This window comes from Streptomyces brasiliensis, assembly GCF_014647875.1.
In the GTDB taxonomy this organism is placed as follows: Bacteria; Actinomycetota; Actinomycetes; order Streptomycetales; family Streptomycetaceae; genus Streptomyces; species Streptomyces brasiliensis.
In genome coordinates, this window is sequence record NZ_BMQA01000051.1 from 14023 (window position 1) to 27725 (window position 13703).

A 13703-nucleotide genomic window follows, 5' to 3' on the forward strand; every position below is an offset into this window, starting at 1 on the left:
CACCCCCACCGCGCCAGGCGGCGCCGGCGCGCCCTCACTCGTCCTCACCGTCCTCCGACTGCCGGTTCCGCTCCTGGCGCAGGCGCTCGGCGTCGGGCGCCGTCCTGCGCATCAGCTCTTGGAACCGGGCGCGCGCCTCGTCACGGGTGCTGCTGCGGGCGCCACCGCCGCCGGGGAAGACCGGCCCGGACCTATCCGGTCCCGGGCCAGCCGGACGCCGGGGCGCACCGCCTCCGATCCGGGTCGGAGACGCCGGCGGGGCGGTCGGCCGGGCACTGGGTTCGGCAGCAGACTCCGTCCCGGTGCGGGCCGGGGGCTGGGAGGAAGTGGTCGGACGCGGGGCTGGTGCCGGGCGAGTCGGCAGACGGCGACTGGCGAAGGGGCCCGTCCCGCCGCTGTCGTCGGTGTGGTCCCGCACGGCCCTCGCTACGTGACGGCTTGTGTCGGCCCACGCGCGGCTGTCCTCGCGGACGGTGTTGCCCCATACCCGCACCTGCTGGCGGGCGTCCTGGGCATAGCGCGAGCCCCCGGACCGGGCTCGGCGTACGTTGGCCGGCAGACCGGCCGTCGCCCCGTACGCGGTGCGGCCGGTGCGGTGCAGGATGCGGTACCCGCGGAAGCGGACCAGCCGGTTGTGCGCGCGCGTCGACAGCAGCGTGCGGTCGCTGTTCTGGTCGTGCAGCACCTGGCCGGTGTTCCGGTCGACGACCTGTCCCTGCTCGTTGCGGTACCGGTCGGGCGGGCCTGCGGGCCGCCGCGGCCCTGTGCCGTCTAGGTCGCTGTCTCCGCCGTCCGACGGCCCGCTCGATCCCGGGTCGCCGTCGGCGGTCGGCTTGCGCCACTTGGCCAACTGTTCCCTGTCCGGCCGCCGGCCGATCAGCAGCCCGTACGCGCCCTTCCCCCCGAGCCGTGCTCCCAGCCCGCCCACGGCCGCGGCTGCGGTGAGCGGGGCCAGACCGCGTCCGGCTTCGGTGGTGGCATCGGCGAGGAGGCCGCCGGTGTTCACCGGCATGCCCGCCCCGTCGGTCAGGGAGGTGAGCGCGCCCATCAGCCTCTGACGGGTGCCGAGCATCCCGAACCTGCCGCCGCCTGAGCCGGTGAAGGCGCGCAGTCCGCCGCCGTAACCGCCCAGTCCGGCGGGGGAGTTCATGGCGAGCGCGGCGCCGAGCTCGGAGGTGTCGCCGGGCAGGTGGGTGCCGCCGACCTTGGCGTAGCGCATCCGCATGGCCATGCGATGGCCGAAGGACGTGATCGAGGTCAGCAGGCGGCGGTGCCCGGCGGCGCCGGCGATGGCGAGGACGTCGATGAGCAGGATCCGCTCGACCATCAGGTCGGGGCCGTTGGTGATGGTGGCGTCGACGGCGATGCCGAAGAACGGTACGAACGCGCAGATCCCGACCACGGCCAGGATCGCGATGCCCCACAGGGACAGCCATTTCCACACCGACTGGCGGGCGGGCCCGGGCAGCATGCCCGCGATGAAGGTGACGCCGCCCACGGCGGCGGCCGCGGCGCACACGCCTTGGGTGCCGAGCAGGATGATCGCGCTGGACAGCAGCATGCCGCAGATGAACAGCGCGGCGATCAGCAGCAGGAGGGCGCCGCCGACCCGCCACCAGGTGGGTTTTTCCGCGTAGGCGGCGCATGCCTTGCCGACGTCGCCGGCCTGCTTCATGTCGGCGAGGAACGCGGCGAACTCCTGGTCCTCCTCGCTGACGACAGGGCTGGCCGTGTCCAGCAGCTGACCGCCCAGGGTGAGGCTGGGCAGGTCGTCACGGGTGGGGGTGTCGCTGGTGCCCTTCCGGCACCACTTCTTGGCCGGTCCTTTGACCAGGCTGCAGGGGTCCTTCTTCTTGTTCTCCTCTTCGCAGTCCTTCTGCGCCGGTTTGGCGAGCGCACCGCAGTCGGCCTTCCCGCTCCCGTCGCTGCCGCTGGCAGAGGCCTTGTAGTTGCCGGACACCCACATCAGATGGACGGCATAGGCCTTGCGATTGGACGCCTTGGCGGGGTCGAGGATGCGCCCGTACTCGAGCAGCATGTACGGCTTGACGATCAGCGCGTTGGTGATCGAGTCCTGCAGGGGGCGGGCCACGTCCTGTGCGGAGATGGGCTGTTCCGCTTCGCGCTCCTCGCACTTGATCTCGGCGTTGCCGGCCATGCCGTCGCACGGGCCGCGGCTGGCGATTTTGCCGCCCCAGTCGTAGGAGTCGACGCTTTGGTGGGCGACCTCGGCGGCCACCTGCTGGGATTGCCCCAGCGGGCCGCCCGGGCCGAGGAGGGTGTCGGGGCGGATGAGGGCGGAGGCGGCGATCGCCCCGATGAGCAGGGTGAGGAAGATTTCGCCCAGACCGCGGCCGACCCGGCCACGCACGATCATGAAGGCGGCGAAGACGAACGCCCAGGCCAGCAGCAGGCCTTTCAGCCCGAGGGTGTCGACGACGATGTGGGTGTAGGTGTCGGCGACCTTCTGTGCGGGGCGGGTGAGGATCTTCAGCAGCGGGAAGCGGAAGGCGACCTCGATCGCCCACCCGGCCAGACCGACGAGCAGCCGGATCAGGGTGAACAGACCGGAGAGGGCGAAGGCCAGGGCCTGGCCCTTGAAGTCGACGATGGAGCCGCCCTCGGCGTTCAGGTCGTAGCCGTCGATCGGCACCCCCTCGGAGGAGGTGATGTTCAAGGGGGCGAGCAGGTCTCCGGTCTCGCTGTTGCTGCCCGCCGCGTACACGACCTGGCTGTTGACCAGGAGGAACACGCCGGTGAGCAGGACGACGAACCCGGCCGAACGCAGGGTCGCGCGGTCTGGACGGAACACGTCAACGCCGCCCTTGCCCGGTGGCGGTGTTAGGGCGCCGCCAGATCACCAGGGCGGCCACCCCGGCACCGGCGGGCACCAGCCTCCACGCTGCACCGGCCACGTCCTGCTGGGCGGCACCAGTGGTCGTGGTGCCGCGCCCGCAGTACGCCTTGGCGGGGCCGGCGATCGTGGCGCAGGGATCGTGGTGCGCGGTGCGGGTGTCGGCGGCGAAGGCCTGTCCGGTGTGCGGCCACCATGCCTCCGGCAGGCTCACTCCGAGGGTGAGGGTGATCGCGCCGGCGACGACGGCGATCACGGTGAGGACGCTCGCGGCTGCGGCAACGCGCCGGGAGCGGTCCCAGGATGAAGTGGTCATCAGGCGTGTTCCTTCGGACGGGTCTCGACGGCCTCGCCCGCGGGCGGCTTGGGCACGGAGGGCGAGGTAGCGCTGGTGCGCCGTCCCGGGGTAGTGGTGACGGACGTGGCGATCCGCGCGATGCGGGGGATGGTGACCTTGATGCGGCCGGTGTTCTGCCGGGGGCAGGTCAGCAGGAACTCGCCCTCCCGGCCCTTCTGGCCGACGGGGGACAGGCCGGTGGTCACCAGCCGCAGCAGTGCGTCGTCGTTCGGGTCGAGGCTGACGAACTCCAGGCCGCGGCGGGCGCGTTCGCGGTCGGTGGTGCGGGCGAGTGCGCGGTAGGCCATCAGCCCGCGGTCCGGGCCGAGTTCCTCGGCGTCGTGTGAGCCCGCCAGGAGGCCGGCGCCGTGCTTGCGGCCGTCGTGGAGGATCTCGTGGACCAGGGCAGTGCCCTCGGCGGACGAGGTGAGCCAGTACAGCTCGTCCAGGACGACGGCGGTGAACCGCTCGGGGTCCTCGAAGGCGGTCTGCCGGGCGATCGCGGCGATCAGGTAGAGCACCGCGCGGCCGATCAGCGCCTCCAGCGGCTGCTGGTGCAGGATCTCGGGGTTGGCGAACGCGGCCTTCGGGGGCAGCTTCAGGCCGGTCGTGGTGATCACGATCATGTCGGAGGTGCTGGAGGCGTCCAGCCGCACCGGGGGCAGTGTCGGGTCGAACACCATCGCCGCCAGGGAGTTGGTGGCGACCACGCGGATGAGGCCGGCGAGGGTGGCGGCCGCGTCCTGCCGCTTGCCCGCCTCGCTCGTGGCCATTTCCTCGAGGACCTCTAGAACGCGGTGCATGGACGGCTGCGCACTGGTGGCGGCTTGCTCGACGGCGTGGTGGAGGACTTCGCCGTTGGTGCTCATCGGGCCGATGCCGAGCTGCAGGGTGAGGTAGGACAGGGCGTAGTGGCGGCCTTCGGGGCCGTCGAACATGCGCAGCGGGTCGATGGACACCTCGGCCTGGGCGGCGTCGACGATCTGGCAGCGGCCCTTGGCGGCGGTGCGGGCGAAGCTGGCCCATTCGCGCACGGGGGTGCGGTCGATGCAGATCGCGCAGCCGCCGCGCGCCCACACCGCCTCCGCGATCAGCTTCTGCAGCACGCTCTTGCCGGCGCCGAGATCGCCGACGATGCCCATGGAGGCCGAGGCGTCGATCTTGGGCGCATCGGCGACGTTGATCATGACGGGGCGGGTGGTGCCGCTGTCGAGGTCGATGCCGAGGACCATGCCGTTGGGGTCGCCGACCTCCGCGGCGGTGAAGGCCCCGCCCAGCGCCCAGTCCTCGCTGATCTGATGCTGGGTGAACTCCCGTACGACGCCAGGCTGTACGGTGCCGGGCAGCCCGAGGGTGAACAGGGCCTCCTGCAGGCCAGCCGGGCGCACGGCGCGGTAGTCGGCGCCGCCGAGCAGCGCGGCCAGGGCACGCGCCCGGGCGTCGCACACGGCGGCGGTCGGCCCCCACACCGTCAGCACGGTGACCGACTGCACCTCGACCTCCACGCTGGTGCGCGACAGGCGGGCGTCGAGCTCGCCCAGGTCGCGGGCAGCCTCCGTGAGTGAGGCGGGCATGCCGGTGGGGCGGGCGTCGTACTGGTCGGCCTGGTCGATCAGTTCGTTCTTCTTGCGCCGCACCTGATCCCGCGCCTTCTCCGCGGGCACCAGCGTGAGGTCGACGGTGTAGTCGACGGGGAAGTCGAGCATCTCCAGCTGGGCGAACAGGTCGGCGGCGTCCTGGCTGACGGCGGGCGGGCATTCGGCCAGCGCCAACTGTGCTTGGTAGCCCACGCCGTTGTTGGACTCGACCTGCAGCCAGCGCCGCCCGAGCGGCGAGCCGGTGTTCACTCGCCACCAGGCCGTGCGGCCCGACCGCGTGATCCGGCCCGCGCTCTTGAGTTCGCTGACGTCGTCGAGGTCGGGGTCGATGCCGCCTTCCTGCAGGCGGACCTGGCCGAGGTCGGCGTAGCTGGGGGAGCGCAGCACGCCGTCACGGATCTGCCCGCCATACAGCTCGCTGCTCTCGGCTTCGGCCAGCAGCGGCTCGGCGAGGCCGCGGTGGAGGGCGTGCTGGATCATCCACACGATCTCCGCCGGGCGGGCCGGGCGGAAGGCGATGCCGCCGGCGAGCGCTGCCTCCACCCGCGAGGCCTGCTCGCGATACGCGCTCACCTCGCGCCGGGCCACCGGCGCCGGGCGCATGCCGAGCAGTGGCGCGACCTCGGCCCACATTGCTCCCAGCGACGCGGCAACCTGTCCGCCCGCGGCACCTGTTTGCAGGGGGACGGCCAGCCACAGGGTGCGGCGGTGCATCTCCTGCTCGTCCAGGAGGTCCAGGGTGGCCTCGACGTTCTCCACCCACGGATGCACGCCTGCGCCCGGTGCCTGCTCGGCCGGTTCGATGCCCTCGATCATGCGCAGGGCGATCTCACCCGGGTCGACCTGCGCGCACATGCCGTACAGCCGCGGAGCCCCGGACAGCGACCGCACCAAGTGCGTGATCCTGGCGAGCTGTTCGTCGCGGACGGCGGCGGGCACGTAGGTGCCCTGGACGGTCTCCTCACGTTGTCCCTGCGCGTCCGGCCCGGGGCGAAGGCGGTAGACGGCCCACACGCTGCCCTGCACCGACCACACCAGGTGCCCGGCAATATGACGGATCGGCACCCTCACCGCGCACCCCCGCTCTGCTGGGCGAGCGCGAGCAACTGCTGCACACCCGACACCAGCCCCGCCGGCACGGCGGGAGTAGCCGGGTTCGTGCGGCGCCCGGACGAACGAATGACGGTCCGGCGCGGATGCGGCCCCTGGACTGGCCGCGCTGGTGCGGCTTTCGCAGAGGAGACCGGCGTGGGTGCGCCTTCGATGGTGAAGCCGCCGAGCAGCGGTCGGGGCGCGCGGTCGCGGGCGGCCCGCCCGCCGATCCGCCCTCCACGGGGCTGCCAGCCAAGCAGCACCCAGCCGAGCGCGGCCTGCATCGGAACGCGGCCTCGGATCTTCGGCCGGCGCACCGCCCAGATGACCAGGACCCACCCGATGATGGGGACCGGCCCCATCCACGACCACCAACCGATGGTCTTGACCAGGAGGAAGCCGCCGGCGACGGCGAGCGCGATCTGCGCGGGCGTGTACGGGCCGAGGGGGATCTTCCAGTCGGCGACCTTGCCCAGCACCCAGGGGTGGCGGCGGGCGGTGGTGTAGAAGCGGCCCACCCGTGCCGCGGCCGCGGTCACAGCCACCCTCCGACGCCCGGCGCGTGGTCACCGGAGGCGGGGAGTTCGGTGTGGACGATGCCGGGGACGGCGGGCGCGCCCTTGGACGGGTTGTTCACCTCGTCGGTGAACATGTTCGCCAGGTCGTTGCGCGCGTTGTACAGACCCAGCGCGATCACCATGAGCAGCAGGGCGCCGATCCCTGCCTTGAGGCTGAACTTCTGGATCATGATGACGACGACAAGGACGACAAGACCGGCCTGCAGGCCCTTGGTCGCCCAGTCCTTGAACATGGTGATCCAGCTGTCGCCGAGGTCGTTGAGCTGCCCAGCGAGGATCAGGTGGTGCATCGTGTTCACCGCCCGCCCCCGTCCTGGACCGTGCCGGAGGCCAGCGCGGCGACTTCCCACCGGCCGGAGCGCGCCCTGAGCATGAGCTCGTACGCCAACGGCCAGCGCCCGGCGTCATCCCGGGCCTCCACCGCCACGCGGACGCGGACCTTGGTGCCGTCGGCCGCGACCTGCTCAGCGGCCGCAGCGTCCTCGACGGCGGACACATGCTGGACAGTGACCGTCTGGTACGGGGCGGGGGAGACGGCAGCGAGCTTCGCCCCGGGCGCGAGGTAGCGGTCGACCTCACCGGCTCCGGTCAGGTAGGCGGCAAGGAACTCCCCGACGGCAGACGACAGATCCCCCTCGGGGACGGTCACGGCGTACGGCAACGCCGGCACCTCGGCCCGGGCCGGACCGGCGACCACGCCGGGCGCCCCGGTCACCGTGAACGAGGCGCCCGTACGGTCGGCGGCCACCGGCACCGCGTAATACCGCACCGACCCGTCGGCGTACTGCGCAGCCACCGTCACCGACCACGCGCCGGCCCCTTGCTGCGCACTGCGCACCGCCGTCACGGACTGAGGCGCCGCCTGCGCATCGGCGGCCGGGTCGGGCAGATCGACGTCGGGCGCCATCGACTGCGCAAGCCGCGCCTGCGCACTCGTCGCGTCGTCCGCGCTGCTGCGCAGCCACGCGCCGACGAACACCTGCGCATAGCCGCCCGGGTCGGCGGCGGCCGCCGCGGTGCGCACGGTGGTGGGCTTGGCCGCGGGGGCCGCCGCGACCGTGGTCGGGGTGGAGGCGACGGCGACGCACAGGGCGATGGGGCCGGCGGCGATGACGGTCCAGACCGCCACGCATGAGAGGCGTACGCGGCGGCGCATCGCCTCCAGCCGGGCGCCGGCCGCCGTCGGAGCAGCGGCCTGGCTCTGTGAGGCCTGCTTGCCAGGAGGCATGGTCGAACTCCCAGGTCAGAACGGATGTTGCTGACCTCGAGAAAACCCGCGGGCCCCGACCCGACCCCCGACCACGAACCCCCAACCACGGTCACGATGAGGACACAAAAGCCGTGGTCGGGGTCATGGTCGGGCCGACCATGACCCCGACCACAGGTCAGCCGCGAGCTGGCGACAGGCCATCGCGTCCGGCGCACGTTCCCCGGACCGACGACTGGTGTGCGATCATGTACTGCTCGGCCACCGGACCCGGACACCCATGTGCAGACGGAAGCCGACGGGGCCGCGACAGACGCCTGCGCAGTGCGCCAGACAGACCTGCGCAAGAGAAGATCAGGAACTCTCGGACGGACTGCGCAGCCGCCCCGGCACAGCTCGACTGCGCAGGAGCCCCGGGCCGGTTGCGCAGCCCGATTGCGCAACGCCCGTCCGGGGCTGCGCAATTGCTGAGCGCCCGGGCTGAAGGTGGCGTGGTCGGCCCGACCATGAGCCCGACCGTGGCTGTCGGGCGCGCATGGTGCCGGATGCGTGACCGGTGGTCGGGGGCTGTGGGTGGCGGCGTGGCCGGGGTGCCAGGTGAGCTGAGGGCGTGGAAGGCCTCGCCCGCACCGGCGTTGCCTCTGGGGAGGCCTTGGGTGCCGGGGCCGCGTCGGCGGTTGCTGTGACCCGGCCGCTTCCCACTTGCCCGTGGGTTGTTGGGGTCAGTTCGAGCCGAAGACCTCGATGTCGCACTTTGCTGCGCCGCTGCGTTTGATCCGTCCGTCGCAGGTGATCAACGGGACGCCGAGGGATTCGGCGAGCGCGACGTACTGTGCGTCGTAGGCGCTCAGGTTGGCGTGGAGGGTGCGGACTCGTTCCCACAGGGCGAGGGTGTCGTGCTTGTCCAAGGGCAGTGCCGTGAAGTCGGCCATGGCCTTGGCCACCTGCTTCTCGGTGAGCTTGCCGCTGCGCTGCATCTCCAGCAGCGCCGATTGGAATTCGTAATCGATCAGGGTGGGGGCGTAGACGGTGCCGGTTTCGCCGACGCGCTTGCGGACGGCGCTGCCGGCGGCGCCGTAATGGGTCAGGAAGATCACTAGCGCCGATGTGCCGATGACGATCAACGGCCCAGCCGCCCCTCGTCGATCGCTGCCAGGACGTCATCGGTGGTGTATTCCGCGGCGGCTTCGCGCTCCAGCCGTGCAGCCATCTCCCTCATGGTTGGTTTGGTGGCCTCCCTGGCGATCAGTTCCTGCATGTACGCCTGGAGGGACTGCCCGGCCTGGGCAGCACGAGTCTTGAGGACGCGGATCTGGTCTTCGGGCACGTCCCGGATGGTAAGGACACTCATATCTGCATTCTGGCGTAAATTTCTACATTCTGCAGAACTGGTGGTCCGGCTGCGATCCTGCATGTTCTTCGTGGCCTTCCCGTGCGCGGCGCCGATTCTCGTACGCACCCCCGGGTGCCGAGGGGTTCGGGGTCAGGGCTGTGCCGGCTGCGAAGCCTTCATGCCGCACGGCCACCATCCCGAGTGGTTGCGCAGCCCCGTTGCGCACGGCACGTCTCGGGGCGTGCGATCGGGTCGTGAGGAATGGGGAGCCTGCGCCCGCAGGTGCTGACCCTTTCTGCGCTGCCTCTGCGGCCAGGTGTTCGGTGTTCGGTTGCTTCGCCTCCTCGCAGCGGACGTCGCGAGGAGGGACTGAGGTCGCCTTACCTGCTGCAGCCCTCGTCATGGGGCACCCTCCTTAAGGGCCTGCTCGTGGTAGGCCGCAAATCCGTCCGGTCGGTGCCCAGGGCCGCGGAAGCCATTGCACCCCGATGAACCGGCCTGCCGCCTTGCGTTGTGGGACTCCCTCGCCCAGCATGATGTAGTAACATGTACTACATGGAAACCACGGCTCGGGAATTCAACCAGAAGTCCTCGCAGATCCTCGCTGCAGCAGCGCGCGGGGAGACCGTTACGGTCACCAAGAACGGCGTCGCGGTGGCCCGAGTGGTGCCGATCAACGACGAAGACATCCCCCCGCATCCCACGGACCCCATGGGGGCCATCGACCTTCCCGACCTCGGTCTTCCCGACCTCACTGACGACGAGATCGAGGAGACGCTCAAGGGAATGGGCGCCTGACCATGATCGCAATTGCCGACACCAACGCCCTGTACCGCCTCCTCGATCCGAAGCTCACTGGCCATGACGCGCACAAAGAAGCCCTCGCAGCAGTCAGCCACCTCGTCATCTCCCCCATGGTCCTGGCCGAACTGGACTACCTGATCTCGACACGGGGCGGAGCCCACAAAGCCCTCACCGCAGCACGGTTCATCGAACGCAACACGGCCATGCGCCGCTTCGAGATCCCACCCCTTGCTGCGCACCTGAGCGCGGCAATCGCAGTCGCCGAAGGCTACGCCGATGCCGACCAGGGCAAAGGCGTCGGACTAACCGACGCAATGAACGTTGCTCTGGCCGCCGCCTACCGAACCGAGGTCCTGTTCACCGCCGACCGGCACTTCCGCATGATCCGGCCCCTGACCGGACACAAGGCATTCCGCCTCTTGCCCGACGACCTGTAACCCGGACCCGTACAACAGAAGATCAGCTGCCTCGGGACGGAGTGCGCAGCCGCACCGCGCCACCTGACTGCGCAGGAACTCGACCGGTTGCGCAGCCCGATTGCGCAACGCCCGTCCGGGGCTGCGCAATTGCTGAGCACCCGGGCTGAAGGTGCGTGGTCGGCCCGACCATGAGCCCGACCACGGCAGCTAGACGGCTACGTTGCCGGATCGTGACCGATGGTCGGGGCTCGTGGCCGTCAGCCTGGTCGGGGTCAGCGGCTGAGCTGACGCCATGGAACCCACGCACGCCCGCGCACCCGGGCCCGCCGACCGCCTCACCTCGGCAGGCGGCCCGGTGCGCTGCCGTGGCCACTGCCCGCTGCATGCGTCGCAGGCACGGCGGTGAGCCGTTTCGGGGCAGGGATCCGCCGCGGCGTCATGGCGGCCGATCAGTTCACCCAGATCGCCAACGCGCTGTTCCGTGACGCACGGCTGTCGTTCAAAGCGAAGGGGATCTTCGGGTACGTCAGTACGCACAGGAACGGCTGGCAGGTGACGGTCGCCGACCTCGTTCGCCTGGGCCCGGACGGACGGGAAGCGGTACGTACCGGCCTGCAGGAGCTCGAGGCGCACGGCTACCTGATCCGTGAACGTCTGCGCCGCCCGGACGGCACCCTCGGCGAGATCGTCTACTGCATTACGGACCGCCCGGCCACCTTGGACATCGTGCTGATCGAAGCCGACTTGGTGGTCCCGGCCCCTGAGACCGGGCACACCGACGGCCTCCCGGCGGGGATCCGCCGGGGCGTGATGGCGGCCGATCAGTTTACCCAGATCGCCAACGGGCTCTTCCGCGACACGCAGTTGTCCTTCAAGGCCAAGGGTCTGTTCGGACTGCTCTCCACGCATCGGGACGGCTGGCGGATGACCGTCACCGACATCGCCCGCCGTGGCCGCGACGGTGAGGCAGCCGTCAAGAGCGGGCTGAGGGAGCTGGAGAAGCACGGCTTCCTGGTGCGGGAACGCGAGCGCGGCCCAGACGGCACCCTCGGCGCGGCGGCGTATTTCATCACCGACCTGCCCGCTCTGCAAAACCCCAGGTCGCAACCAGAGTCGGGTTTTCCACCAGTGGATGACCCTACGTTGGCTGATCGCCCCACTAAGAACACCAACAGAAAGAAGACCAACAAGCAGAACACCAGACCCCTCCGTCCGTGCCGCAGCGAAGCCACGCCGGCACAGGGACGGACGCATCAGCCGGATACACCGGCGCCCCCGCCGCCCGCGCCTGCGGCGGATGAGATGCACCCCGGGATCCGCCTGCTGCTCGACCTCGGAGCCGCCCGCCCCGAGCTGCTACTGACCGGACAGGTCCTGACCGATCAGGGCCGCGTCGCGACCGTGATGCTGGAGGCCGGCTGGAGCCGCGAGCAGCTGTGGCACGTCATCGCCGACCGGCCGCTGCCGAACCCGGTGCGGACCACGGTCGGCGCGATCATCGCCTCCCGCCTGCGCGCCGCCCAGGCCTATCCGCCGCCCGCCATCGCGGCCGACCCCCACGACGCGCTCGAGTGGGACGAACCGCCGCCGCGGTCCGCGACGTCCGCCGCCGCACGGACGGTGAGCGAGGCCCTGACCCACCGGGCCCTCGTCGAATGCGCCGGCTGCGGCGTTCCAGGAACCGCCCCCGGCGAAGACCTCTGCCCTGCCTGCCTCGGCTGGCCGCTCTGCCGCACCTGCCCGGGCCCCACACCCCGCCGCGCCCACCCCGACGGCGAAGGCCGCTGCACCACGTGCGCCTCCGCCTTCACCGACCAACCGGAAGGAAGTACCTCGTGAACGACACTCTCCACACGCCGCCGCCGACGGCGGCCGCACACCATGAGCGCCCCTTCAGCCGTGATCCGGGGCAGTGGGAGAAGGAACGCTCCCGTGCGCGGCGGTCCGGCCACGTCCAAGACGGCACCTGCTCGTCCGCCTGCGAGCCCGTGCTCGTCTACGAGCGCACTGGGTGGGGCTGGTTCGCCTGGACCGTTCCCGGCGACGGCAGCCGGCCCCAGACTCCCCACCAGGTCGGGGTGCTCACCCCGGCCGCGACCCGTGTACAGCGCCTGGCCCTGCGCTGGCTGACCCGGCGCCCCGCCCAGCGCATCGCCGTCGGCGCCGTGCCCGGCTCGCTGCGGTTCTCCACCGTCGCCGTCGCCCTCGTCAGCCTGCTCGCCGGGCTGTTCGCCACGCGTCACGGAGTCCGGGTCGACGTCGCCCTGCCCGCGATGCTCCTCGCCCCGCTGCTCGCCGAGCACCTCCCGGACCGCCTGGACGCCCGGGCCCGTGAACACGTCCGCATCGTCGAAGGCGACGGCGCCTGCCGCTACCTCCAGCGCCTCGCCGCCCTGCACACCGACCTCGTCCAGGCCGCAGCCGTCAGCGACCGCTACGAACTGCGCCGCTCGGCCGAGGTCGGCCACAACCTGCTGTGGGACGCCGCAGACCTGCTCCAGACCCGGGACACCCGCGCGGCCTCAGACGGCCTCATCACCCGCGAACGCCTGATGCTCCAACTCGCCCACCAGGCCGCCCAGATCCTCAAGCACACCACAACGGACGGCACCGTCGGCACGAACCAGGACTGCGACCCCGGACGGCCCCTGGGCCCGTACCCGCCGGGCGCCCGGCCGACGACCCCTCCGGCACCTCGTCACGCACCCAACCCGCCGCTGCAGAAGGGAACTCTCCCCATGGCCCAGCCCGAACACGGCCTGGCTGTCCCCACTTGGGACGTCTATCTCCTCTTCGCGCACGAGCCCTACTACCCGGCCGCCGTCCAGGAGATCAATACCACCGTGGTGGCCGCAGCCTCCCTGCTCCACCCTCACCTCCGGCAGCCCGACGGCGCCCGCATCCACGACCGCCTCGTCCGCGGCCGCCGGCCGGGCGAGATCGTGCCGCTGTCCACGCTCACCCACGAACTGGACGGCGGCGCGCGCTGGCCGGAGGTCGGCGACTGGGAGGCGGTCACCGAAGACCTGCTGCAACTCGTCCGCGACCATGGCTGCGACGCCCTCAGCCTGGGCCTGCCGGGCATCGCCCGCGCCCTGGTGTGCGCCGGTCCGCGCAGCGAGGTCCGCGCCGTCGACCCGACGACCGGGAAGCACCAGGCGTACGGGCCCGCCGACCGGATCGAGGTCCTCGTCGAGGCCGGCAAGCACCTGGCCTGGGCGGAAGCAGGATCTCCCCTGTGGCCCGGCGACGGCCTGCTGCCCCCGATCAACTCCACAGATGCCAGGTGATGTTCGGCACGAAGCACACGAAGGTCCTCGGCCAGCAGCCGGCCGAGGACCGGCACACGGGTTTGCGGTGCGGTTCGGCTGGGCGGATTTCTGGACAACACCGTCGCCGGACTGCCAAGTTGACCGAGCAGCGCCGCGCCGACCTCGACGCCCTCGACATGCGCCGGTAAGTGCCAGCGCGCCGTCACCGA

At 71.3% G+C, this 13703-nt stretch carries 12 protein-coding genes; 4 read left to right on the forward strand and 8 right to left on the reverse strand.

Annotation, left to right across the window (positions count from 1 at the left end; all coding sequences use genetic code 11):
* Positions 1 to 34: 34 nt before the first annotated feature.
* The 8 genes from IEZ19_RS39120 to IEZ19_RS39155 form a co-directional block, all read right to left on the reverse strand.
* Positions 35 to 2812, reverse strand: coding sequence for a hypothetical protein (locus tag IEZ19_RS39120; protein WP_189316152.1), 2778 nt, complete (start codon positions 2810 to 2812; stop codon positions 35 to 37).
* Position 2813: 1 nt separating this feature from the next.
* Positions 2814 to 3170, reverse strand: a complete 357-nt coding sequence (gene bufA1 / locus IEZ19_RS39125; RefSeq protein ID WP_189316153.1) for a BufA1 family periplasmic bufferin-type metallophore — start codon at positions 3168 to 3170, stop codon at positions 2814 to 2816.
* A complete protein-coding gene (locus IEZ19_RS39130; RefSeq protein WP_189316154.1) occupies positions 3170 to 5860 on the reverse strand; it encodes an ATP-binding protein in 2691 nt (896 codons plus the stop codon). Before IEZ19_RS39130 ends, bufA1 begins: the two co-directional genes overlap by 1 nt.
* Complete coding sequence (locus IEZ19_RS39135; RefSeq protein ID WP_189316155.1) at positions 5857 to 6420, reverse strand: hypothetical protein; 564 nt, start codon at positions 6418 to 6420, stop codon at positions 5857 to 5859. Before IEZ19_RS39135 ends, IEZ19_RS39130 begins: the two co-directional genes overlap by 4 nt.
* Positions 6417 to 6758, reverse strand: coding sequence for a hypothetical protein (locus IEZ19_RS39140; protein ID WP_189316156.1), 342 nt, complete (start codon positions 6756 to 6758; stop codon positions 6417 to 6419). The genes IEZ19_RS39135 and IEZ19_RS39140 overlap by 4 nt, the downstream gene beginning before the upstream one ends.
* Positions 6755 to 7687: a conjugal transfer protein gene (locus IEZ19_RS39145; protein ID WP_189316157.1), complete on the reverse strand. Its 933-nt coding sequence runs from the start codon at positions 7685 to 7687 to the stop codon at positions 6755 to 6757. The genes IEZ19_RS39140 and IEZ19_RS39145 overlap by 4 nt, the downstream gene beginning before the upstream one ends.
* A 701-nt stretch (positions 7688 to 8388) precedes the next feature.
* Positions 8389 to 8790 (reverse strand): type II toxin-antitoxin system VapC family toxin, encoded by a 402-nt coding sequence (locus IEZ19_RS39150; protein WP_189316158.1) that lies wholly within the window; start codon positions 8788 to 8790, stop codon positions 8389 to 8391.
* Positions 8787 to 9017 (reverse strand): FitA-like ribbon-helix-helix domain-containing protein, encoded by a 231-nt coding sequence (locus tag IEZ19_RS39155; RefSeq protein WP_189316159.1) that lies wholly within the window; start codon positions 9015 to 9017, stop codon positions 8787 to 8789. Before IEZ19_RS39155 ends, IEZ19_RS39150 begins: the two co-directional genes overlap by 4 nt.
* Positions 9018 to 9554: 537 nt before the next feature.
* Here IEZ19_RS39155 and IEZ19_RS39160 point away from each other — a divergent pair.
* From IEZ19_RS39160 to IEZ19_RS51540, 4 genes are all read left to right on the forward strand, one after another.
* Positions 9555 to 9797, forward strand: coding sequence for a type II toxin-antitoxin system Phd/YefM family antitoxin (locus IEZ19_RS39160; protein ID WP_189316160.1), 243 nt, complete (start codon positions 9555 to 9557; stop codon positions 9795 to 9797).
* Positions 9794 to 10240 carry a PIN domain-containing protein gene (locus tag IEZ19_RS39165; RefSeq protein ID WP_189316179.1) on the forward strand — a complete coding sequence of 149 codons (447 nt, stop codon included), beginning with the start codon at positions 9794 to 9796 and terminating at the stop codon, positions 10238 to 10240. Before IEZ19_RS39160 ends, IEZ19_RS39165 begins: the two co-directional genes overlap by 4 nt.
* A 384-nt stretch (positions 10241 to 10624) precedes the next feature.
* A complete protein-coding gene (locus tag IEZ19_RS39170) occupies positions 10625 to 12061 on the forward strand; it encodes a hypothetical protein (protein WP_189316161.1) in 1437 nt (478 codons plus the stop codon).
* Complete coding sequence (locus IEZ19_RS51540; RefSeq protein WP_229841316.1) at positions 12058 to 13512, forward strand: hypothetical protein; 1455 nt, start codon at positions 12058 to 12060, stop codon at positions 13510 to 13512. The genes IEZ19_RS39170 and IEZ19_RS51540 overlap by 4 nt, the downstream gene beginning before the upstream one ends.
* Positions 13513 to 13703: the final 191 nt, after the last annotated feature.

Bases quoted from the DNA above. Each gene is read 5' to 3' on its own strand.
- bufA1 (WP_189316153.1), bottom strand. From the start codon at position 3,170: ATGACCACTTCATCCTGGGACCGCTCCCGGCGCGTTGCCGCAGCCGCG.
- IEZ19_RS39145 (WP_189316157.1), bottom strand. From the start codon at position 7,687: ATGCCTCCTGGCAAGCAGGCCTCACAGAGCCAGGCCGCTGCTCCGACG.
- IEZ19_RS39155 (WP_189316159.1), bottom strand. From the start codon at position 9,017: ATGAGTGTCCTTACCATCCGGGACGTGCCCGAAGACCAGATCCGCGTC.
- IEZ19_RS39160 (WP_189316160.1), top strand. From the start codon at position 9,555: ATGGAAACCACGGCTCGGGAATTCAACCAGAAGTCCTCGCAGATCCTC.